At 69.3% G+C, this 21,515-nt stretch carries 21 protein-coding genes and 1 other RNA gene; 11 read left to right on the forward strand and 11 right to left on the reverse strand.

What is annotated here, in order from left to right:
* Window positions 1-14 precede the first annotated feature (14 nt).
* Window positions 15-1,241 (forward strand): hypothetical protein, encoded by a 1,227-nt coding sequence (locus AC3A5Z_RS19200; RefSeq protein WP_487520971.1) that lies wholly within the window; start codon window positions 15-17, stop codon window positions 1,239-1,241.
* Window positions 1,238-2,641, forward strand: a complete 1,404-nt coding sequence (locus tag AC3A5Z_RS19205) for a cytochrome P450 (RefSeq protein ID WP_487520911.1) — start codon at window positions 1,238-1,240, stop codon at window positions 2,639-2,641. The genes AC3A5Z_RS19200 and AC3A5Z_RS19205 overlap by 4 nt, the downstream gene beginning before the upstream one ends.
* Here the strand turns inward: AC3A5Z_RS19205 and AC3A5Z_RS19210 are convergent.
* The 10 genes from AC3A5Z_RS19210 to AC3A5Z_RS19255 all read right to left on the reverse strand — a co-directional run bounded on the left by AC3A5Z_RS19210 (window position 2,638) and on the right by AC3A5Z_RS19255 (window position 9,454).
* Window positions 2,638-2,868, reverse strand: a complete 231-nt coding sequence (locus AC3A5Z_RS19210) for an N-(5'-phosphoribosyl)anthranilate isomerase (RefSeq protein WP_487520912.1) — start codon at window positions 2,866-2,868, stop codon at window positions 2,638-2,640. The genes AC3A5Z_RS19205 and AC3A5Z_RS19210 overlap by 4 nt on opposite strands.
* Window positions 2,869-2,921: 53 nt before the next feature.
* Entirely contained in the window at window positions 2,922-3,137 is a 216-nt protein-coding gene (locus AC3A5Z_RS19215; RefSeq protein ID WP_487520913.1) for a ribbon-helix-helix domain-containing protein, read from the reverse strand.
* Window positions 3,134-3,313 carry a DUF4169 family protein gene (locus AC3A5Z_RS19220; protein WP_487520914.1) on the reverse strand — a complete coding sequence of 60 codons (180 nt, stop codon included), beginning with the start codon at window positions 3,311-3,313 and terminating at the stop codon, window positions 3,134-3,136. Before AC3A5Z_RS19220 ends, AC3A5Z_RS19215 begins: the two co-directional genes overlap by 4 nt.
* Complete coding sequence (gene fumC, locus AC3A5Z_RS19225; protein ID WP_487520915.1) at window positions 3,313-4,707, reverse strand: class II fumarate hydratase; 1,395 nt, start codon at window positions 4,705-4,707, stop codon at window positions 3,313-3,315. Before fumC ends, AC3A5Z_RS19220 begins: the two co-directional genes overlap by 1 nt.
* 84 nt (window positions 4,708-4,791) lie before the next feature.
* On the reverse strand, window positions 4,792-5,256 hold the full coding sequence (locus AC3A5Z_RS19230) for an SspB family protein (protein WP_107664993.1): 465 nt from the start codon (window positions 5,254-5,256) through the stop codon (window positions 4,792-4,794).
* 96 nt (window positions 5,257-5,352) lie between these two features.
* On the reverse strand, window positions 5,353-6,606 hold the full coding sequence (gene chrA / locus AC3A5Z_RS19235) for a chromate efflux transporter (protein ID WP_487520916.1): 1,254 nt from the start codon (window positions 6,604-6,606) through the stop codon (window positions 5,353-5,355).
* A gap of 55 nt (window positions 6,607-6,661) precedes the next feature.
* Window positions 6,662-7,312 carry a DUF1194 domain-containing protein gene (locus AC3A5Z_RS19240; protein WP_487520917.1) on the reverse strand — a complete coding sequence of 217 codons (651 nt, stop codon included), beginning with the start codon at window positions 7,310-7,312 and terminating at the stop codon, window positions 6,662-6,664.
* Window positions 7,313-7,442: 130 nt separating this feature from the next.
* Window positions 7,443-7,798: a transfer-messenger RNA gene (gene ssrA, locus AC3A5Z_RS19245) on the reverse strand.
* A 13-nt stretch (window positions 7,799-7,811) separates the two neighbouring features.
* Window positions 7,812-8,243: a PACE efflux transporter gene (locus AC3A5Z_RS19250; RefSeq protein WP_487520918.1), complete on the reverse strand. Its 432-nt coding sequence runs from the start codon at window positions 8,241-8,243 to the stop codon at window positions 7,812-7,814.
* 164 nt (window positions 8,244-8,407) lie between these two features.
* Window positions 8,408-9,454, reverse strand: coding sequence for an ABC transporter substrate-binding protein (locus AC3A5Z_RS19255; protein WP_487520919.1), 1,047 nt, complete (start codon window positions 9,452-9,454; stop codon window positions 8,408-8,410).
* Window positions 9,455-9,670: 216 nt separating this feature from the next.
* On the opposite strand from AC3A5Z_RS19255, the gene AC3A5Z_RS19260 reads away from it, so the two are divergent.
* The 9 genes from AC3A5Z_RS19260 to AC3A5Z_RS19300 all read left to right on the forward strand — a co-directional run bounded on the left by AC3A5Z_RS19260 (window position 9,671) and on the right by AC3A5Z_RS19300 (window position 20,695).
* Window positions 9,671-10,660, forward strand: a complete 990-nt coding sequence (locus AC3A5Z_RS19260; protein WP_487520920.1) for an MDR family oxidoreductase — start codon at window positions 9,671-9,673, stop codon at window positions 10,658-10,660.
* 120 nt (window positions 10,661-10,780) lie between these two features.
* Entirely contained in the window at window positions 10,781-12,019 is a 1,239-nt protein-coding gene (locus AC3A5Z_RS19265; protein ID WP_487520921.1) for an aminotransferase class V-fold PLP-dependent enzyme, read from the forward strand.
* Between the two features lie 135 nt (window positions 12,020-12,154).
* Complete coding sequence (locus AC3A5Z_RS19270) at window positions 12,155-13,567, forward strand: cryptochrome/photolyase family protein (RefSeq protein ID WP_487520922.1); 1,413 nt, start codon at window positions 12,155-12,157, stop codon at window positions 13,565-13,567.
* 47 nt (window positions 13,568-13,614) lie between these two features.
* Window positions 13,615-14,826 (forward strand): class I SAM-dependent methyltransferase, encoded by a 1,212-nt coding sequence (locus AC3A5Z_RS19275; RefSeq protein ID WP_487520923.1) that lies wholly within the window; start codon window positions 13,615-13,617, stop codon window positions 14,824-14,826.
* A gap of 20 nt (window positions 14,827-14,846) precedes the next feature.
* On the forward strand, window positions 14,847-15,287 hold the full coding sequence (locus tag AC3A5Z_RS19280) for a TrgA family protein (protein ID WP_487520924.1): 441 nt from the start codon (window positions 14,847-14,849) through the stop codon (window positions 15,285-15,287).
* Between the two features lie 4 nt (window positions 15,288-15,291).
* Window positions 15,292-16,368, forward strand: a complete 1,077-nt coding sequence (locus AC3A5Z_RS19285) for an NUDIX domain-containing protein (protein WP_487520925.1) — start codon at window positions 15,292-15,294, stop codon at window positions 16,366-16,368.
* A gap of 93 nt (window positions 16,369-16,461) precedes the next feature.
* Window positions 16,462-17,496 carry a cysteine synthase A gene (locus AC3A5Z_RS19290; protein ID WP_487520926.1) on the forward strand — a complete coding sequence of 345 codons (1,035 nt, stop codon included), beginning with the start codon at window positions 16,462-16,464 and terminating at the stop codon, window positions 17,494-17,496.
* A complete protein-coding gene (locus tag AC3A5Z_RS19295; RefSeq protein ID WP_487520927.1) occupies window positions 17,493-19,982 on the forward strand; it encodes a DUF3772 domain-containing protein in 2,490 nt (829 codons plus the stop codon). Before AC3A5Z_RS19290 ends, AC3A5Z_RS19295 begins: the two co-directional genes overlap by 4 nt.
* Window positions 19,979-20,695 carry an alanyl-tRNA editing protein gene (locus AC3A5Z_RS19300; protein WP_487520928.1) on the forward strand — a complete coding sequence of 239 codons (717 nt, stop codon included), beginning with the start codon at window positions 19,979-19,981 and terminating at the stop codon, window positions 20,693-20,695. Before AC3A5Z_RS19295 ends, AC3A5Z_RS19300 begins: the two co-directional genes overlap by 4 nt.
* Before the next feature lie 3 nt (window positions 20,696-20,698).
* On the opposite strand, the gene AC3A5Z_RS19305 is transcribed toward AC3A5Z_RS19300, so the two are convergent.
* Window positions 20,699-21,481 carry a sulfite exporter TauE/SafE family protein gene (locus AC3A5Z_RS19305; protein ID WP_487520929.1) on the reverse strand — a complete coding sequence of 261 codons (783 nt, stop codon included), beginning with the start codon at window positions 21,479-21,481 and terminating at the stop codon, window positions 20,699-20,701.
* Window positions 21,482-21,515 lie beyond the last annotated feature (34 nt).

A 21,515-nucleotide genomic window follows, 5' to 3' on the forward strand; every position in this document is an offset into this window, starting at 1 on the left:
GGAGGGGCGGGGTGCTGGACATCGGCTCGGGCGGGGGAACAGGCGGCACGGCGGCCTTCCGGCGGCAGGTGTTCTACATTCCCGGCTTCGACCCGTTCCACCCGCGCCGCTACCGCGAGCTCTACCGCAAGCATGGCGCGGCACAGGCCGAAATCTCGGGCTATGCGCTGAGCCTCAGGCCGATGCCGGGGCGGGGCCGCTATGGCTGGCATGTCTCGGCGGGGATGCAGGGCGGCTTTGCCGAGACCGAGCTGGAGGTGCTGGTCTGGTCTGACATCGTGCGCGGCACGATGGGGCGGGGGATCCTCGGCACCTATCTGCAGCTTCTGCGCACCGTCTGGATCTATGTCGCGAGCGGCGCGCTGTTCCGGCTGATGCGGCTGCGGCGCGGGCCGGTGCTGGCGGCGCTCTATCCGGTGGCGATGCTGCTGGGGCAACTCGGGCTCGCCGTGGCGCTGGGGCTGCATCTGTCGGGTCTGGTGGCGCGGCTGCTGCCCGCGCCGGTCGGCTGGGGCGCGGGTGCGCTGGCGGGGATCGGGCTGCTGGAGCTGTTCCGCAGGCGCGACACGGCGCTGCTCGCCTATTACCTGATGCATGATTTCGCCTTCTCCGCCACCGGGCGCGGGGCTTATCCGGCCGCGCTGGAGCAGCGGCTCAGGGCCTTCCGCAGCCGGATCGCCGAGGCGCTGGCGAGCGATGTCGACGAGGTGCTGGTGGTCGGCCATTCCTCGGGGGCGCATCTGGCGGTCTCGGTGCTGGCCGATCTTCTGCGCGGGCCGCTGCCGGGCCGACGGCCTGCGCTGGGGCTGCTGACATTGGGGCAGGTGGTGCCGATGGTGTCCTTCCTGCCCGAGGCGAAGCGGCTGCGGGCGGATCTGCACGATCTGGCGGCGCGTGACGATCTGACATGGCTCGATGTCTCGGCGCCGGGCGATGCCTGCGCCTTCGCGCTCTGCGATCCGGTGGCAGTGAGCGGGGTGGCGCCCGCGGACAAGCGCTGGCCGCTGGTGATCTCCTGCGCCTTTCGCCGGACGCTCTCGCCCGAGCGGCTGCGGGCGCTGCGCTGGCGCTTCTTCCGGCTGCACATCCAGTATCTCTGCGCCTTCGACCGCCCGGGGGATTACGACTATTTCGCCATCACCGCCGGGCCGCTGACACTGGCGCGGCGCTTTGCCGGGCGGGGGCCGTCAACGAGCCGCATTGACCATGCGGTCTCGGGCTACGTAAGCCGGGGGGCATGAGCCCGCCCAAACCCGCCAGTCGCCCCGAAGATGTGCCGTTCTGGCGGCATATCCTGCTGTTCCGCAAGGACATCCTCTCGGCCCAGCCAGCGCGGCTCTACCGGGCCTGGATGGCCGAATACCGCACGCCCTTCTTCCGCAGCTATGTCTGCAACGATCCCGCGCTGGTGCGGCGGGTGCTGGAGGAGCGGCCCGCGGATTTCCCGAAATCCGAACGGCTGCGCGAGGGGCTGGCGCCGCTGCTGGGTCGGTCGGTCTTCGTGACCAACGGCGCGGACTGGCAGCGGCAGCGCCGGATCATCGACCCGGCCTTCGAGGGCGGACGGCTGCGCGAGGCCTTTCCGGCGATGCGGGCGGCGGGCGAGGCGGCGGTGGTGCGGCTGCAGCCCGGGGTGACGGAGGTCGAGGCGCTGATGAGCCATGCGGCGGCGGATGTGATCTTCCGCACGCTGTTCTCGATCCCGATCGAGGATGCGGTGGCGGCGGCGGTGTTCGCGGCCTTCCGCGACTACCAGCGCAGCCAGCCGCTGCTGAACCTCGCGGCCTTCCTGCCGCTGCCGCGCTGGATGCCTCGGTTTCGCGGGCGCCGCGCCCGTCGCACGGCGGCGACGATCCGGGCGCTGATCGCGGGGCTGACCGAGGACCGGGCGGCGGCGATTGCGGCGGGAACGGCACCGCAGGATCTGGCAACCAAGATCATGACGACGGCCGATCCGCTGACCGGCGCGTGCTTCGGGACGGAAGAGATGGTCGATCAGGTGGCGATCTTCTTTCTGGCGGGGCACGAGACCAGCGCCTCGGCCCTGGCTTGGGCGCTCTATCTGCTGGCGCTGCATCCCGAGGCGCAGGAGCGGGTGCGCGCGGAGGGCGAGGCTTTGGGCGAGGCGGTGGAGTTCGGCGCGATGACGGGGCTGAAATTCACCCGCGACGTGTTCCGCGAGGTGCTGCGGCTCTATCCGCCGGTGCCGATGCTGGTGCGCGAGAACGCGCGCGCCGAGGTGATGCGCGGGAGGAGCGTGGCGCCGGGGGCGCAGATCGTGGTCTCGCCCTGGCATCTGCACCGGCACGAGCGGATCTGGGAGCGGCCGGACGAGTTCGACCCCGACCGCTGGGCACGGGCCGAGACCAGGGCCTGCGCGCGCGAGGCCTATATCCCTTTCTCCAGCGGGGCGCGGGTCTGCAGCGGAGCCGGGTTTGCCATGGTGGAGGGGCCGCTCCTGCTGGCGCTCCTGGTGCGGCAATTCCGCTTCGCGCCGGTCGAGGGGCGGGAGCCGGTGCCGGTGGCGCATCTGACGGTGCGGGCGCGGGACGGAATCTGGCTGCGCGCGGAACGGCGGGAGGGCGAAGACTTTTCAGAAAAGTCTTCGCAAATTCCTTCTGAAGGAATTTGCCGCGCCTAGCAGACCACGTGCACAGTCTGGTTGTTGCAGAAGATCACGAACTGACCGGCGTTTTCCACCGCATGATAGCCGCGGCGGCGCAGCTCGGTCTCGAAGGCGGCGCGCCCGACGATGCGTTCGACGTCGCGCACCTGTCGCCGCACGATGCCGCCTTCGCGGGCGGCACGGGCGCTGAAGAGTTGCAGGAGCCAGACATCGGCGGGCAGGAGGGCGAGCGTTTCGGTCATCGGGCACCTCGGATCGGGTGCCGCGAGCATCCTCCGTTCCGGTAAAGCCCCGGTTAACCGCGATAGCGTTCCAGCACGAAGACCCGGATCGCCGAGGCGAGGCCGACATCGGCCTCGCGGCCCTCGTCGATCTCCACCGCCAGCGCGTTCACCGGGAGGCCGCGTTCCGTCGCGATCTCGCGAAAGGCGCGCCAGAAGGCCTCTTCCAAGGAGACGCTGGTGCGGTGGCCGCGCAGGGTGAGCGAGCGCTTGACCGGGCGCCCGCTCATTCGGGGTCGCGCTTGTGCGCGTCGAGCGCGGCGCGGGCCTTTTCGGCCTCGGCCTCTTCCAGCGCGCGCTGCGCCTTGCTGCGGCCGAACTTCGCGGCATTGGCGTCAGCCTCGGCCCGCTTCGTCGCGCGGTCGCGCGCCTTGCGGGCCTGGGTGAGGTTGACGACCTTGGCCATCAGCCCTTCGGGCCGATCATGTCTTCGGGCCGCACCACGCGGTCGAAGGTCTCGGCATCGACATAGCCGAGCGCGATGGCCTCCTCGCGCAGCGTCGTGCCGTTCTTGTGCGCGGTCTTGGCCACCTTGGTCGCCGCGTCATAGCCGATGGTCGGCGCCAGCGCCGTCACCAGCATCAGCGATTCCTTCATCAGCTTGTCGATCCGCGCAGTATTGGCCTGTGTGCCGACCACCATGTTGTCGGTGAAGCTGCCCGCCGCGTCGCCCAGAAGCTGCATCGACTGCAGCACGTTGTAGGACATCATCGGGTTGTAGACGTTCAGCTCGAAATGGCCCTGCGAGCCGGCGAAGCCCACGCCGGCATCGTTGCCCATGACCTGTGCGCAGACCATGGTCAGCGCCTCGGCCTGGGTCGGGTTCACCTTACCCGGCATGATCGACGAGCCCGGCTCGTTCTCGGGCAGGATCAGCTCGCCCAGACCGGAGCGCGGGCCGGAGCCGAGGAGGCGCAGGTCGTTGGCGATCTTGAAGAGCGAGGCGGCGACGGTCTTCAGGGCGCCCGAGAACATCACCATGGCGTCATGCGCGGCCAGCGCCTCGAACTTGTTCGGGGCGGTGACGAAGGGCAGCGAGGTGATCTCGGCGATCTTGGCGGCAACGCGGCTGTCCCAGCCGACGCGGGTGTTGAGCCCGGTGCCGACGGCGGTGCCGCCCTGCGCCAGTTCGTAGACGTCGGGCAGGCACATCTTTACCCGGGCGATGCCCTTCTCTACCTGCTTGGCATAGCCGGAGAATTCCTGGCCCAGCGTCAGCGGCGTCGCATCCTGCGTGTGGGTGCGGCCGATCTTGATGATGTCCTTGAACTCGTCCGACTTCGCCAGCAGCGCCGCATGCAGCTTTTCCAGCCCCGGCAGCAGCACGTCGCGGGCCATCATGCCGATGGCGACATGCATCGCGGTGGGGAATGTGTCGTTCGAGCTTTGGCCCATGTTCACATGGTCGTTCGGGTGCACCGGCGTCTTCGAGCCCATGGTGCCGCCCAGCATCTCGATCGCGCGGTTCGAGATCACCTCGTTGGCGTTCATGTTCGACTGGGTGCCGGACCCCGTCTGCCAGACCACCAGCGGGAAGTTGTCGTCGAAGCGGCCGTCGATGACCTCGGTGGCGGCCCTGGCGATGGCTTCGCCCAGCTCGGCCGAGATGTCGCCCTGGTCGATGTTCACCAGCGCGCAGGCCTTCTTGATGACGCCGAGCGCCCGGACGATGGCCACGGGCTGCTTTTCCCAGCCGATGGGGAAGTTCTGGATGGAGCGCTGGGTTTGCGCGCCCCAATACTTGTCGGCGGGAACCTCCAGCGGGCCAAAGCTGTCGGTCTCGGTGCGGGTTGCGGTCATCGGCAAGCTCCTTGATGTCTCGCCGCCGTCTTAGGGGGGACGGCAGGGAAAATCAATCGGCATACCGTCGCATACCGGCCTGGCCTATTTGCGGAACTTGTCCAGGCTGACCACTTGGGCGTCGTGGCGCGGCGGCTCGTCGTCGCCGTCGTCCTCCTCCAGATCGCCCTCGTCATCCTCGGCTTCCTCGTCATCCTCATGCGTCTCGAAGCGCAGGCCGAACTCTACCGACGGATCGACGAAGGTGCGCACCGAGTCGAAGGGGATCACCAGCGGCTCGGGCTGGTTGCCGAAGTTCAGCGTGACGGTGAAACCCTCGTCGGTGACGACGAGGTTCTCGAACCAGTGCTGGATCACCACGGTCATCTCGGTCGGGTAGCGCTGGCGCAGCCAGTCGGCGATGGCGACATCGGGATGGTTGGTGTCGAAGGTGATGAAGAAATGATGCGCCCCCGGAAGCCCGTGTTCCGAGACATCCGTCAGCACGGACTGGATCAGCCCGCGCATCGCGCGATGCATGAGGTTGCCGTAGTCGATGGAACGCGCCATGCCCAATCCTTTCCAATTTCCGGCCAGCATAGGGGATTTGCTTCCGAAGGGAAGGGGGCGCCCCCCGGCTTTTTCGCCCATGACGGGAGTTCGCGGTCAGAGCCACGCAAGAGCCGCCGAAGCGCCTGCACAAAGGGCAAGGACCAGCGGCAGGGGTTGATGCAGACGCAGCAGCAGAAGTGCCGCGGCGAGCCCGAGGACGAGCGCCGTCAGGTCGAGGCTGGTCCAGTCGGGGCGCAGCAGGCGCAGCGGCCCGGCCTGCCAGAGCCCGACGCGGTCGAAGAGCACATGGGCGGCGAACCAGAGGCCGAGATTGGCGATCACACCGACCACCGCTGCGGTGATGCCCGAGAGTGCCGCCGAGAGCCGCGGGGCATGGGCGAGGCGGTCGATCCAGGGCGCACCGGCGAAGATCCAGAGGAAGCAGGGGGCGAAGGTGGCCCAGAGCGCGACGAGCGCGCCGGCGACGCCCCAGAGGAGGCCGCCTTCGCGATGGGCGGCGAGGTAGCCGACGAATTCGGTGACGAGGATCAGCGGCCCCGGCGTGGTTTCGGCCAGCCCCAGCCCGTCGATCATCTGCGGCAGGCTGAGCCAGCCCTTCTCCTGCACCACGGCCTGCGTCATCCAGGCCAGCACCGCATAGGCGCCGCCGAAGGTCACGACAGCGAGCTGCGAGAAGAAGACGCCGATCTGCGTGAGAAGCCCGCCCTCCAGCAGCGCCAGGAGGGCGAGGGGGGCGAGCCAGATCGCGCCCCAGAGCGCGGCGCTGCGGAAGGTGGTGCGGATCATGTTGGGCGGCGGGGGGCTGGCCTCGGTCGTGGCGCCGGTTGCGGTCAGCGCGCCCCAGAGCCCGGCGGCGAGGATGATGACCGGGAAGGGGAGGTTGAGGGCGAAGAGGCCGAGGAAGGCCGCGAAGGCGATCAGCGCATGGCTGCGGCGGGTCAGGGCGCGGCGGGCGACGCGCAGCAGCGCCTCGAAGACGATGACGATCACCGCCGCCTGCACCCCTTCGAACAGCGCCCGCACCAAGGGCACGCTGCCGAAGCTGGCGTAGATCATCGCCAGCGCCAGCACCACGGCAGCCCCCGGCAGCACGAACAAGAGCCCCGCGATCAGCCCGCCCGCCGTGCCGCGCTGCTTCCAGCCCGCCCAGGTGGCCAGCTGCATCGCCTCGGGGCCGGGCAGCATCATGCAGAAGGAGAGCCCGCGCAGGAATTCTTCCTCGGTGAGCCACTTGCGTTCGTCGACCAGCTCGCGGTGCATGAGGGCGATCTGCGCGGCGGGGCCGCCGAAGGAGAGGATGCCGATCCGGGCAAAGACGCGGGTCAGGTCGGTGAGGCTGGCTTGCATGGGGGCTCCGGCTGGCTGGGGGCGGAGACTAGCGGCGGATTGTGACAGCGCAAGCTCAGCTTGCCGGCTTTTCCAACTCGCGCAGGATCTTGGCGCGGATGGCCCGCGGATAGTCCTGCAGGCCGCGGGCGGTCATCACGAAACCGCCGCGCGTGACGACGAGGCGGCTGTAGAAGGCGGTGATCGGGGCGGAGGGCCCCATGTCCTCGATGGCGATGGCGTTGATCTCGACCCCGGCGGCCTGCGCGGCGCTGCGGGCGCGGCCGACGGTGTAGCCCGCATTCTCCGGCCCGTCGCCGGAGATGTCGATGACGCGGCGCTTGCAATCCGCGACGGCGTCGAACTGGTCGAGGGAGAAGCCGATCGCCTCGCCCACTGCCGTATCCGAGGCGGTGAAGGCGCGGGGCAGGCCGCGGGCGGCCTCGGCGAAGCGCGCGATCTCGGCGCCCGACAGCATCCGCCGCCAGGGCAGCACCAGCGCCTGCCGCCCCACGCCCGACCATTGCACCACGGCCAGCGCCACCTGACCCCGCTGCAGCACCTCGGCCACCTCGGGGTCGTCCAGCGCATCGGCAAGACCCTCTACCTGCAGCGCATATTCCCCCGCGTCGATCGAGCCGGAGATGTCGATGGCCAGAAGCAGCGCCGTCTCGCAGGCGCGGGCGGGGTGGGCCAGGCAGAGGGCGAGGGCGAGACAGCGCAGCATCGCGCCAGCCTGCGGCTGAAGCCTGCGCAAGGCAAGTGCGGTCAGTCGCGGGAGAGGAAGGGGCGGGCGCTGCGAAGGCGCGAGGGCTGCCCGAAACGGGCTGCGCGACCATCCGGGAGAAGGGGGATTTAGTGCAGGTTTCTGTTGCCAGGTACCTGCGAACCCCGCCTTACGCGGCTAAGCGCAAGGGCTTAAGTTTCGATAACTCGAACTGCTTACGCAGCCAGAGCCATCGGAGCACGGTTGTCGTTGGCAACTGTACTTGCGGACCGATAACGGTGGTACCTCACCGAGCAAAAGCTGGCCCCTTTAGACGTTCGTCGATCCTGTTTCGGCCCCCTCCGCCCCCAACGCGGGGAAAGTCTGGTGGAGCCGCCGGGTACCGCCCCCGGGTCCGATCCGTTTATTACGGGTGCGTTTATCGCCATAGTCACGGTTGCCCGTGACAGGCTGAATGTAGGTCGGGGGCGGGGCGGGCGCAAGGGGAGTCCGTCTGGCCTCAGCCGCGGGCGTTCTGCCATTCGGGCAGCGGGAACAGCCGGTCGTAGGCCCAGTTGTAGACCAGCGCATAGACCATGTAGAACAAGGCGAAGGCCGCATCCATCACCAGCGCCTCCCAGAGCGTGATGCCGAGCCACCAGGCGATCACCGGCAGCAGCACCAGCAAAAGCCCCAGCTCGAACAGCACCGCATGGGCGATGCGCTGCGGCAGGGTCTTCTGCGTGCCGCCCGTGAGGCGCTGCATCAGATGGTCGAAGCCGATGTTGTAGATATAGGTCCAGAGCATCGCCAGCGTCGCGCCGATCACGGCGATGGCGCCGATCTCGTGCAGCGGCTTGCCGAAGGCGATCATGCCCAGAGGGGTCACGAGGGCGAGGCCGATCAGCTCGAAGCCTGTGGCGTGGCGGATGCGGTCGCGGGTGGTGCGCATGGTTTGGCCCTTCCTTTGCAGGTCCGGGCCGTCCCGAGCGGTGCCCCGTGGCGGGGGGAGGTCGTCCTCTCCGCCCCAGATATGGGATTGCGGGGGAGGGTGGCAAGGGTGCAGGCGCAAAACGCCGCCCCGGTGAGGGGCGGCGCATCGGTGGATTGCGTCGATCAGAAGCCCGACTTGATCATCTCGAATTCCTGCAGCATCCGGTCGCGCATTTCCGGCGCGATCGGGGTCTGGGCCAGCAGGGTGGTGTCGATCGGGTTCACGTCGGCCGCGACCAGTTCCTCTTCGGAGATCTCGGCCATGGCGGCGTCATTGGCATGGGCATAGCCGAAGCCCTCGAGCAGGCCCTTGGCCGAGGGATGCGCAAGCCAGGAGTTGATGAAGTCGTAGGCCTTGTCCTCGCTGCCGGGCGCGTCCTTGAAGTTGACGTAGCCGCAGAACCAGGTCGCCGCGCCTTCCTTGGCCTGACGCTGGAAGCCGACCGGGAAGCCCTCGTCCCGCATCAGCGCGATCGAGTCGTTCCAGGACCAGGCCACCTGCACCTCGCCCGTCGCCATCAGCTGCGCCAGCTCCGACGGGTCGGCCCAATAGGCGCGGACATTGGCATGCGCCTGACGCAGCCAGTCGGCGGCGGCGGTGAACTGCTCGTCCGTCACGTTGGTCCAGTCGGTGACGCCGGTGGCCAGCAGGGCCAGCGACCAGATGTCGTCGGTGTTGTCGGGCAGCGAGATCCGGCCCTGGTATTTCGGGTCGAGGAAGACCTGCAGGGTGGAGACCTCCTCGGCCGGGACGGCCTCGGTGTTGTAGGCGATGGCGGTGTAGGCGTAATCGGTCGGGATGTACCAGACGCCGGTATCATCCTTGAAGATCTCGGAGTCGGTGAAGCGCGGCGCGATATTGGCGTATTCCGGGATCTTGCTCACGTCCCAGGGCTCGATCAGCCCCGCATCGCGGTATTTCGACACCATCTGCGAGCAGGGATGCGCCACATCGGCCTTGAAGCCGGAGGAGACCTTCTGGAAGGCCTCGTCATCGTCGCCGTAGAAGGCATAGGTCGGCGTGTCGTTGTGCTTCGCGATGTAATCCGCGAGCAGGTTCTTGTCCTCGAACCCGGCCCAGTCGAAGACGATCAGATCGGAATCCGCGGCGAAGGCGGGCAGGGTAACGGCAAACGCGGCGCTGGCCAGAAGGGACGTGCGGCGGATCATTGGGGCTCCTCGTATGATTGCAGACACCGGCCTCGCATCGCCGCGCTGGCCGGGGGGTAAGAGGACGCTAGAATAGCACTGGTGCTGTCTCAAGCACTTATTGCACAGTCGGCCTCGCGCCATGGCCCGGCGATGCGCAAGAGCCGGGATCACGACGGCTTGAAGGCCGCGCGGAGGAAGTGCCCAAATCTTGGGCGGAAGACGAAGGAGGATGCGATGTTCAGGGCACTGCTGGTCGAGAAGGATGCGGAGGGTGTGGCGCAAGCCAGCCTGCAGGATCTGCCGGACGACCGGCTGCCCGAGGGCGGGGTGACGGTGGCGGTCGAATATTCGACGCTGAACTACAAGGACGGGCTCTGCCTAGGCGCGGGCGGCGGGCTGGTCAAAAGCTGGCCGCATGTGCCGGGCATCGATTTCGCCGGCGTGGTGGAAAGCTCGGACGACGCCCGTTTCGCGCCGGGCGACCGGGTGGTGCTGACCGGCTGGCGGGTGGGCGAGACGCGCTGGGGCGGCTATGCCACCAAGGCGCGGGTGAAGGCCGACTGGCTGGTGAAGCTGCCCGAGGCGCTGAGCACCCGCGCCGCGATGGCGGTGGGCACGGCGGGCTTTACCGCGATGCTGGCGGTGCTGGCGCTGGAGGATCACGGCCTCTCTCCTGACCAAGGCGAGGTGCTGGTGACGGGGGCTGCGGGCGGTGTCGGCTCGGTTGCCACGGCGCTGCTGGCCTCGCTCGGCTACGAGGTGGCGGCGGTCACCGGGCGGCCCGAGACGGAGGCCTATCTGCGCGATCTCGGCGCCGCGCGCATCGTGCCGCGCGCCGATCTGGCCGAGACGGTGAAGCGCCCGCTGGAAAGCGAGACCTGGGCGGGCTGCGTCGATGCCGTGGGCGGGGCTATGCTGGCGCGGGTCTTGGGGCAGATGAAATACGGCGCCTCGGTCGCTGCCGTCGGGCTCGCGGGCGGCACGGCGCTGCCGGCCTCGGTGGTGCCCTTCATCCTGCGCGGGGTGAACCTTCTCGGCATCGACTCAGTGATGAAGCCGATGCCGGGCCGGGTCCGCGCCTGGGAGCGGATCGCCCGCGACCTGCCGCTCGACCGGCTGGAGACGATGATCCGGCCCGCCACGCTGGCCGAGCTGCCGGCACTCGGCGCCGCGATCCTGAAGGGCGAGGTGCAGGGCCGCGTCGTCGTGGACGTCAGGGCCTGAGACACCCGCCCCTGAGCGCGGCGCTTGTCATCCTCCGGGCGGCTGGCTAGCGTTTGCCGGTCGCCCCCGCGACGCCTGCCGCCGCAGCCTGCCCCCGCGCGGCCCCTTCCCGGAGAGTCCATGACCGTCCTCGACACCGATTTCGTCCGCGCCCAGTTCCCCGCCTTCCAGGAGGCCGCCCTCGACGGGCAGGCCTTCTTCGAGAATGCCGGGGGGTCCTACACCTGCCGGCCGGTGATCGACCGGCTGTTCCGCTTCTACCGCCAGCGCAAGGTGCAGCCCTATGCGCCCTACGAGGCCTCGCGGCTCGGCGGCGAGGAGATGGATCAGGCGCGGGCGCGGCTGGCGGCGCTGATGGGGGTGGAGGCGGAAGAGGTCTCTTTCGGGCCCTCGACCAGCGCCAATACCTTCGTGCTGGCGCAGGCGGTGCGCAAGTGGCTTGCCGGGACCGGCGGTGCGGTGGTGGTGACCAATCAGGATCACGAGGCCAATTCCGGCGTCTGGCGGCGGCTGGCGGAGGAGGGGATCGAGGTGCGCGAATGGCGCATCGACCCCGAGACGGGGCATCTCGACCCGGCGGCGCTGGGTCGGGTGCTGGAGGACGGGCGGGTGAAGCTGGTCTGCTTCCCGCATTGCTCCAACGTGGTGGGCGAGATCAACCCGGTGGCCCGGATCTGCGGCATGGCGCGGGCGGCGGGGGCCTTCACCTGCGTTGACGGGGTGAGCTACGCGCCGCATGGTTTCCCCGACATGGCGGCGCTCGGGGCCGATGTCTATCTCTTCTCGGCCTACAAGACCTACGGGCCGCATCAGGGGATCATGGTGATCCGCCGCGGCTTCGGCGAGCTCCTGCCCGCGCAGGGTCACTGGTTCAACGCGGGCACGCTCTCCAAGCGTTTCACCCCCGCCGGGCCGGACCATGCGCAGATCGCGGCCTGCGCCGGGATGGCCGATTACATCGACGACGTCCACGCGCATCACTTCGCGCCCGAGCCGGATGCGACGGCGCGCAACCGCGCGGTGCACGGGCTGATGCGGGCGCAGGAGGTGCGGCTGTTGCAGCCGCTGCTCGACCAGCTCGCCGCGCGCAACGACCTGCGGCTGATCGGCCCGCGGCAGGCCGAGAGCCGCGCGCCGACGGTGGCCGTGGCGCTCGATGGCCCGGCCGAGCCGGTGGCGGCGGCGCTGGCGGCCAAGGGCATCATGGCGGGAGGCGGCGATTTCTATGCCGGGCGTCCGCTCGAGGCGATGGGCGTCGATCTGGGCCGGGGGGTGCTGCGGCTGAGCTTCGTGCATTACACCTCGCAGGCCGAGGTGGCCAAGCTGATGCTGGCTCTGGACGAGGTGCTGTCGGCCTGAGCCGGGCAGGGGGCCTGCCACCCCCCTCGCCGCGATACGGCTCCCCTGCGAGTATTTGCGCCAAGAAGACGGCCGAGTGATCCGCGACGGGCAATGCTGCGTAAGTCTTGTGAAATTTCGAGAGTTCCCCGATCCATGCCCGACCAACCGCTGCTTCTCTGGTTCCGACGCGATCTGCGGCTGGCCGACCATCCGATGCTCGCTGCCGCTCTCGACAGCGGCAGGCCGCTGCTGCCCGTCTTCATCCTCGACCCCGAGACCGAGGCGATCGGGGCGGCGGCGAAATGGCGGCTGGGCGAGGGGATTGCAGCTTTTGCCCGCGCGCTTGAGGCGCTGGGCAGCCGGCTGGTGCTGCGGCGCGGCCCGGCGCTGGAGGTCCTGCAGGCATTGGCGCGCGAGACCGGGGCCGAGGGCGTGCGCTGGTCGCGGCTCTACGATCCGGCCTCGGTGGCACGCGACCGGCAGGTGAAGGCCGCGCTGCGGGCCGGGGGGCTCTCGGCGGAGAGCCATGCCGGGCATCTGCTGCACGAGCCCTGGGAGGTGCAGACCGGGCAGGGCGGGTTCTACAAGGTCTACACGCCCTACTGGAACGCGGTGCGGCAGCGTCCGGTGGCCGATGCGCTGCCCGTGCCGAAGCGGCTGCCCGCGCCCGCCCAATGGCCGGAAAGCGATCGGCTGGAAGACTGGCGGATGGGCGCATCGATGCAACGCGGCGCAGCCGTGGTCGCGCGCTATGCCAGCGTCGGCGAGGCGGCGGCGCAGGCGCGTCTGCGGGGCTTTCTCGACGCGCGGCTGGAGCGCTATGCCGAGGCCCGCGATCTGCCGGGGGTCGAGGCGACCTCGCGCCTCTCCGAGCATCTGACCTATGGCGAGATCACGCCGCGGGCGATCTGGCACGCCGGGATGCGGGCGCTGCACGAGGGCGTGCCGGGGGCGGAGAAATTCCTCAAGGAAGTGGTCTGGCGCGAGTTCTCCTATCACCTGCTGCACCACACGCCGCAGATCGCCAGCGAGAACTGGCGGAACGACTGGCAGAGCTTCGCTTGGCGCGGCGACAGCGACGATGCCGAGCGTTGGCGGCGCGGCATGACCGGCGAGCCCTTCGTCGATGCGGCGATGCGCGAGATGTTCGTGACCGGCACGATGCACAACCGCGCCCGGCTGATCGCGGCGAGCTATCTGACCAAGCACCTGCTGACCGACTGGCGCGTCGGGCAGGCCTGGTTCGAGGAGTGCCTGATCGACTGGGACCCGGCCTCGAACGCGCTGGGCTGGCAATGGGTGGCGGGCTCGGGGCCCGATGCCTCGCCCTATTTCCGCATCTTCAACCCGGCGACGCAGGCCGAGAAGTTCGACCCTGACGCCGCCTATCGCCACCGCTTCATCGCGGAGCTGGCGCGGCATCCGGGGCGCGAGGCGCTCGACTTCTTCGAGGCCGCGCCGCGGCGCTGGGGGCTCTCGCCCAAGGCCGCCTATCCTGCGCCGATGATCGGTCTGGCCGAGGGCCGTGACCGTGCGCTGGCGGCCTATGCCGCGAGAAACGCTTGAGAAACACCGGCGCTTTGCGCCAGAATGACCGAAACACCGGGGATCCCATGACCATCCTGACAAGCACCAAGGGCCAGAGCAACCTGCCCCGCTACTTCCACGCCGTCTTCGACGTGATGCAGCGGCTGGAGCATGGCCGCATCGACTTCGTGCTGGACGACGGGCGTCGTTTCCGGGTGGAGGGCAAGCATCCCGGCCCAGTGGCGGATCTGGAGATCCACAACCCCGACCTCTTCGCCCGGCTGATCCGCGAGGGCGATCTGGGCTTTTCCGAAGCCTATCTCGAGGGCTGGTGGTCCACCTCGGACCTGCAGGCCTTCATGGATCTCGTGCATGTCGGCAACAACACCGTCTACGACGCCTTCCCGGGCATGCGTCTGGTGCGCGCCTTCGAGGGGCTGCGCCACTGGCTGCGCGGCAATTCGCGGCGGCAGGCCAAGAAGAATATCGCCAGCCACTACGATCTGGGCAACGCCTTCTACTCCCTCTGGCTCGACGAGAGCATGACCTATTCCTCGGCGCTGTTCCGCACCGGGCAGGAGAGCCTCGAGGGTGCGCAGCGGCTGAAATATGCCAGCATGGTCGATCAGATGGGCGCGCAGCCCGGCGATCATGTGCTTGAGATCGGCTGCGGCTGGGGCGGCTTTGCCGAATATGCGGCGCGCGAACGCGGGCTGCGGGTGACCGGGCTCACCATCAGCCAGGCGCAATACGACTATGCCGTGGCCCGCATCGCCGAGGCCGGGCTGTCGGATCTGGTCGAGATCAAGCTGCAGGATTACCGCGACGAGCGCGGCACCTACGACGGCATCGCCAGCATCGAGATGTTCGAGGCGGTGGGCGAGAAATACTGGCCGGTCTATTTCTCCACCCTGCGCGAGCGGCTGAAGCCCGGCGGCAAGGCGACGCTGCAGATCATCACCGTGCCGGATGCGCGCTGGGAGGTCTACAAGCGCGGCGTGGATTTCATCCAGAAATACATCTTCCCGGGCGGCATGCTGCCCTCGCCCGGCGCCCTGCGGCAGGAGGTGCAGCGCGCGGGCCTGCGCGTCGCCCATTCGATCGAGTTCGGCGACAGCTACAGCCTGACGCTGCGCCGCTGGCACGAGACCTTCAACCACCGCTGGTCCGACATCGCCCGCATGGGCTTCGACGACCGCTTTCGCCGCATGTGGAATTTCTACCTCACCTCTTGCGCGGGGGCATTCCAGGGCGGTAACTGCGACGTGACGCAGATCACGGTAACCCGCGCCGACTAGGCCGCCCGGACAGGACGAAGATGCCGACAGCCGCCAAACTGTTCGCCGCCGTGGCCTTTGCCGCTGTCGCCTATCTCGCCGCCGGCATCTACCGCCAGTATCTGCCCGAGGGCACGCCGACCGGGCTGCTCGGGCCGGTCTGTGCGGCGCTCGGGGTGATCTGCGGCTGGCGCGTCTCGGGCGCGCTGGCGGGGCGGGGCACGATGGCCTCGATGGGGACGGGGGTGCGGACCTCGGTCACCATCACCTTCTGGGCGCTTCTGGTGTTCTCCGTCTACCGGATGCTGCGCGAGTCGACGCGGATGGTCTATGACGGCCCGATCGAGGCGCTGCAGTCGGTCTTTTCCTGGATGCTGAGCTATGGCCAGCTGGTGCTGATGCCCGAGGTTCTGGCGGCCTTGCTGCTGGGCGGGATCTTCGGCGGCTGGCTGGCGGAATGGGCCAGCCAGAGGTGGCGCTGATCGCATGACACAGGTGTTTCTCTACGGGCCGCTGGTCGAGGACCGGCTGCGGCAGGTCGTGCTGGGGCGGGCGCTGCCGGGCGTTCCGGCGCGGCTGGCGGATCACGGGCTGCGGGAGCGCGGCGCGGTGGTGACGCTGGTCGCCGCCCCGGGCGAGACGGTGGAGGGGCTCAGCCTCACGCTCGATGCCGCGGCGCTGGCGCGGCTCGACTTCTACCAGAGCGTCTGCGGGCTCTCGCCGCTGACGGTCGTCCCCGGCCTCACCTGGGGCGGCGGTGCGGGCGAGCCGTGGCAGGCCGAGGTCTGGCAGGCGACATGGGGGCCGACCGTGCTTGCCACCGCGGGCGACGTGATGCGGCTTTACGGTCAGGCCCCCGCCGAGGAAGTGGCGCCGCGCTACAGGCTGATGCTGGTGCGGGGCGGCAGCCGCGCCCGGGCCCAGAGCGAAGCCCCGCCCGCCACGCTGCGCCGCACGACATCCTCCGACGATCTCGCGATCACCGCGCATCGCCAGCCCTATGCGCATTTCTTCGCGGTCGAGGAATACGACCTCGCCTTCCGCCAGTTCGACGGCGGGCTCAGCGAGACGGTGACGCGGGCGGTGTTCCTCTCGGGCGACGCGGTGACGGTGCTGCCCTACGACCCTGCGCGCGACCGGGTGCTGCTGGTCGAGCAGTTCCGCCCCGGCCCCTTCGCCCGCGGCGACCGGCAGCCCTGGCTCCTGGAGGCCATCGCTGGCCGGATCGACCCGGGCGAGACGCCGGAACAGGCCGCGCGCCGCGAGGCGGTGGAGGAGGCGGGCGTGGCTCTGGGCGCGCTGCTGCCGGTCGGCAACTACTATCCCTCGCCGGGGGCCAAGGCCGAATACCTCTATTCCTTCGTGGCGCTCTGCGACCTGCCCGACGATGCGGCGGGGGTCTTCGGCGTAGAGGGCGAGGCCGAGGACATCCGCGGCCATCTCCTGCCCTTCGAGCGGCTGCGCGCGCTGATGGACAGCGGCGAGATCTGCAACGCCCCGCTCATGCTCAGCGTGCTCTGGCTCGAGCGCGAGCGGGCGCGGCTGCGGCCCGGTGCGGCCTGAGCATTGGCGGGCTTCGGCCTTGGCATGGTGCGGGTTCTTGAGTTCCCGCTCCGGCCCCCCTACACAGAAGGCCAAAGCTCGGAGGACGCGCCCATGCGGGTATTCAAGGATCTAGCCGAAACCATCGGCAACACGCCCCTCATCCGGTTGCGGAAGGCGTCGGAGATGACCGGCTGCGAGATCCTCGGCAAATGCGAGTTTCTCAACCCCGGCCAGTCGGTCAAGGACCGCGCGGCGCTGCACATCATCCGCGACGCTGTGGCCAAGGGCCTGCTGAAACCGGGCGGCACCATCGTCGAGGGCACGGCCGGCAACACGGGCATCGGTCTGGCGCTGGTCGGCGCCTCGATGGGCTTCCGCACCGTGATCGTGATCCCCGAGACGCAGAGCCAGGAAAAGAAGGACATGCTGCGCCTCGCCGGGGCGCATCTGGTGCAGGTGCCCGCCGCGCCCTACAAGAACCCCAACAACTACGTCCGCTACTCGGGCCGGCTGGCCGAGGCACTGGCGCGGACCGAGCCGAACGGCGCGATCTGGGCCAACCAGTTCGACAACGTGGCCAACCGCCAGTCGCATATCGAGACCACCGGCCCCGAGGTCTGGGAACAGACCGGCGGCAAGGTCGATGGCTTCATCTGCGCCGTGGGCACCGGCGGCACGCTGGCCGGCATGGGCATGGCGCTGCAGCCCAAGGGCGTGAAGATCGGTCTCGCCGATCCCGAAGGCTCGGCGCTGCACGCCTTCTACACCGAAGGCAAGCTCGAGGCGCCCGGCAACTCGATCACCGAGGGCATCGGCCAGGGCCGCATCACCGCCAACCTCGAGGGCTTCACCCCCGACTTCAGCTGCCGCATCCCCGATTCCGAGGCGCTGCCCCTGGTCTTCGAGATGCTGGCCGAAGAGGGGCTCTGCCTCGGCGGCTCCTCGGGCGTCAACATCGCCGGCGCGATCCGCATGGCGCAGGAGATGGGTCCGGGCCACACCATCGTGACCATCCTCTGCGACTACGGCAACCGCTACCAGTCCAAGCTGTTCAACCCGGCCTTCCTCAAGGAGAAGGGTCTGCCTGTGCCGCACTGGCTCGACGACGCGCCGCAGGCGATCCCGGCGGTCTTCGAAGACGCATGAGCCGCCCCATGTGCGCGGTGCGGATCGGGCGCTTCGTCGCCCTTCTCCTGCTGTCGTTCTGGCTGGCGCTCGGCGCCGCCCCGATGGCGCAGGCCCAGCTCGCCTCGGGCCCGGCGGAAAGCACCGACACGCAGGAGCCGCCCGACTACAAATCCTACGAGCGCACCGCCGCCCGCGCCGAGAAGATGATCGCCGACCCGGCGATCGTCACCCCGGCGCTGGAGAAGATGCGCGGCTATCTGGTCGAATGGCGCGCCACGCTCCTGTCGGCGCAGGACATCAACGCCACCCGCATTGCCACGCTCAAGCAGCAGATCGAGGCGCTGGGCCCGGCGCCCGCGGATGGCGCGACCGAGGATAGCGAGATCGCCACCCGGCGCAGCACGCTCACCGCCCAACTGGCCGAGCTGCAGGCCCCGGTGATCGCCGCGCAGGAGGCGCATCGCCGCGCCGACGGTCTGATCCGCGAGATCGACCGCGTGCTGCGCGAACGCCAGACCAAGGAGCTGCTGCAGCTCTGGCCGACCCCGCTGAACCCCGCCAACTGGACCGAGACGGCGGGCGCGCTGTCGGGGCTGGCGGTGGAGCTCTATGCCGAGAGCGAGGCGCGGGCGATCAATCCCGACGCGCGGCGCCAGTTCGGCAACAACCTTCCGCTCATCATGGTGCTGCTCGTCGTCGGCATCGCGCTGCTCTGGCGCGGGCGCGGCCTGATGGAGATGCTGACCACGCGGCTGCAGGAACATACCTCGGCGCGCGGTGGCAAGGTCTGGGCGCTTCTGGTCTCCATCGGCCAGATCCTGCTGCCGGTCGGCGGCATCGTGGCACTGTCGCAGGCCATCGGGCTCTCGGGCATGACCGGCACCCGCGGCACCGCCATCGTCGAGGCGCTGCCCGCGCTCGGCTTCTTTATCTTCGCCGCCAACTGGATGTCGCTCCGGGTCTTCCCCAAGATCGACGGCCAGAGCGCGCCGCTGAAGCTCTCGCCCGAGCGGCGCAAGGAGGGGCGGTTCTACGTCGTCACCTTCGGCTGGATGATCGCGCTCGACGGGCTGCGGCTGACCGTCTTGGAACCGGCGGAGACGAGCAATTCCGTCACCTCGGTGCTGGTCTTCCCGGTGCTCGTGGTGGCGGGGCTGCTGCTGGTGCGGCTGGGCCAGCTCTGCCTCCTGCACAAGAGCAACGACACCGAGGCGGACGAGCCCACGAGCTACCGCAACCGCCTGATCGGGCTTCTGGGGCGCGGGGCCATCGCCATCGGCGTGGTGGGCCCGCTGCTGGCCGCGATCGGCTATGTCTCGGCCTCGACGGCGCTGGTCTATCCGGCGGCGGTGTCGATGGGGCTCTTCGGACTGCTCTTCGTGCTGCAGACGCTGATTGGCGATGTCTACACCCTCGCCACCCGGCGCGAGGACAGCCGCGACGCGCTCTTGCCGGTGCTGGTGGGCTTCCTTCTGGTGCTGGCGATGACCCCGCTCTTCGCTCTGGTCTGGGGCGCACGGATCTCCGACCTGACCGAGATGTGGACCCGCTTCAGCGAGGGCTTCCAGCTTGGCGCCACCCGGATCTCGCCGTCGAACTTCCTGTTCTTCCTCGTGCTCTTCGCCCTCGGCTACGGCGTCACGCGGATGCTGCAGGGGGCGCTGAAGGTCTCGATTCTGCCCAAGACCAAGGTCGATCTCGGCGGGCAGCGCTCCATCGTGGCGGGGGTCGGCTATCTCGGCATCTTCCTCTCGGCGCTCATCGCGATCAAGTCGGCAGGCATCGACCTCTCGGGCCTCGCCATCGTCGCCGGTGCGCTGTCGGTCGGTATCGGTTTCGGCCTGCAGAACATCGTGTCCAACTTCGTCTCGGGCATCATCCTGCTGATCGAACGCCCGGTGTCCGAAGGCGACTGGATCGAGGTCGGCACCACACAGGGCATCGTCAAGTCGATCTCGGTCCGCTCCACCCGGATCCAGACCTTCGACCGCACCGACGTCATCGTGCCCAATACCGATTTCGTCGCCGGTCGGGTGACGAACTGGACCCGCTTCAACCTGCTCGGTCGCCTGATCGTGCCGGTCACGGTGCCCTTCACCGCCGACAGCCGCAAGGTGGAGAAGATCCTGCGCGACATCGCCGAGGCGCAGCCTCTGGCGCTGCTCAACCCGCCGCCCGTGGTCGCCTTCGCCGGTTTCGGCGGCGAGACGATGAACTTCGAGATCCGGGTGATCCTGCGCGACGTGAACTTCTCGCTGCAGGTGAAATCCGAGATCAACCACCAGATCGTCGAGCGCTTCGCGCGCGAGGGCATCGGCTTCTCCAACGCCCACCGCGACTATCTCGCCCGGATCGCGGGCGAGGCCGATGCCGCGCGGCTGGCCGAGGAGGAGCAGGCCGAGGTCATGGCAGCCCTGCGCGAAGGCTTCCTCGTGCAGGGCCTGCCGCCGCCCGATCCCGCCAAAGCCCCGCCCACGCCAGATACGAAGGACACCACCGGATGACCCGTCTCCTGTTCCGCGACGACGCCTATCTGCGCGAGGCCGAAGCCACCGTGACCGGCCACACCGCCGAGGGCGGCATCCTGATCGACGCCTCGATCTTCTACGCCACCGGCGGCGGCCAGCCCGGCGACAGCGGCTGGCTGCATTGGGAGGGCAAGCGTCTGCCCATCGCCACCACGGTGAAATCCGGCGCCGACGTGGCGCTCGTTCCCGCCGAACCGCTGGAGATGCCGCCGGTGGGCGCCAAGGTGCAGCAACACCTCGACTGGGACCGCCGCCACCGCCACATGCGGGTGCACACCGCGCTGCATCTGCTGTCGGTCGTCATCCCGCTGCCGGTGACCGGCGGCCAGATCGGCGCCGAGCGGGGAAGGCTCGATTTCGACATGCCCGAGCCGCCGGAAGACATCACCGGGCTGGAGGAGGCGCTGAACGCGCTGATCGACCGCGACCTGCCGGTGAGCGACAGCTGGATCACCGACGAGGAGCTTCTGGCCAATCCCGGCATCGTCAAGACCATGTCGGTCATGCCGCCCACCGGGCAGGGCCGCGTGCGTCTGGTGCGGATCGGCGAGGGCGCGGGCCAGATCGACCTGCAGCCCTGCGGCGGCACCCATGTTGCGCGCACCGGCGAGATCGGCCGCGTCGAGATCGGCAAGATCGAGAAGAAGGGCCGGCAGAACCGCCGCGTCACGCTGCGGCTGGCCGACTAAGCCTCAGCGGTGCCGCCAGACCTTGACGGCCGAGATGAGCAGGATCGCCACCAGCACCGGCAGCAGCACCGCCTCCGGCACCCGCCCCAGAAGCCGGGCCCCCAGCGCCACGCCAAGGACCGAGCCCAGCGCCATCAGCGCGATGAAACCCCGGTTGCGCCCCAGCACCGAGAAACTGTCGTCGAGACTGTAGCGGGCAAAGCCCACCAGCATCGTCGGCAGGCTGATCGCCAGCGACAGGCTGCCCGCCAGCTTCAGCTCCACCCCGAAGAGGAGCACCAGCGTCGGGATGAGCAACTCGCCCCCGGCGACCCCCATCAGCGCCGCGACGATGCCGATGCCGACCCCCGCCACCAGCCCTGCCAGCACCTGCGCCCAGCCGATCAGCAGCGCAGGCGCCGCAAGCGTCGCGCCATGGCTCAGCCCCAGCACCAGCGCCATCAGCACCAGAAGCCCCGCCAGCACCCGGTAGAGACTGCGCGAGCGCATCCTGACCGCCATCCCCGCGCCGAACCACGCCCCGGCCAGACTGCCCGCCAGCAGGTTCAGCAGGATCGGCCACTGGGCAAGGACTTCCTCCAGCGGCACGCTGCCCGCGCGGAAGGGCAGGGCACAAGCCACCACGATCAGGCTCGTCGCCTTGTTCAGGATCACCGCTTCCAGCGCGGCAAAGCCGAAGAGCCCGATCAGCAGCGGCAGGCGGAACTCGGCACCGCCGAGCCCGATCAGCCCGCCGACGAGGCCCACCGCCGCCCCTGCCAGCACCACGCGCATCGCTGTCCACATCCCGCTCACCCCCGCGGGGCCAAGCCTGTCCGAC

The sequence above is a fragment of the Cereibacter sp. Soil_C_27 genome (genome assembly GCF_057657095.1).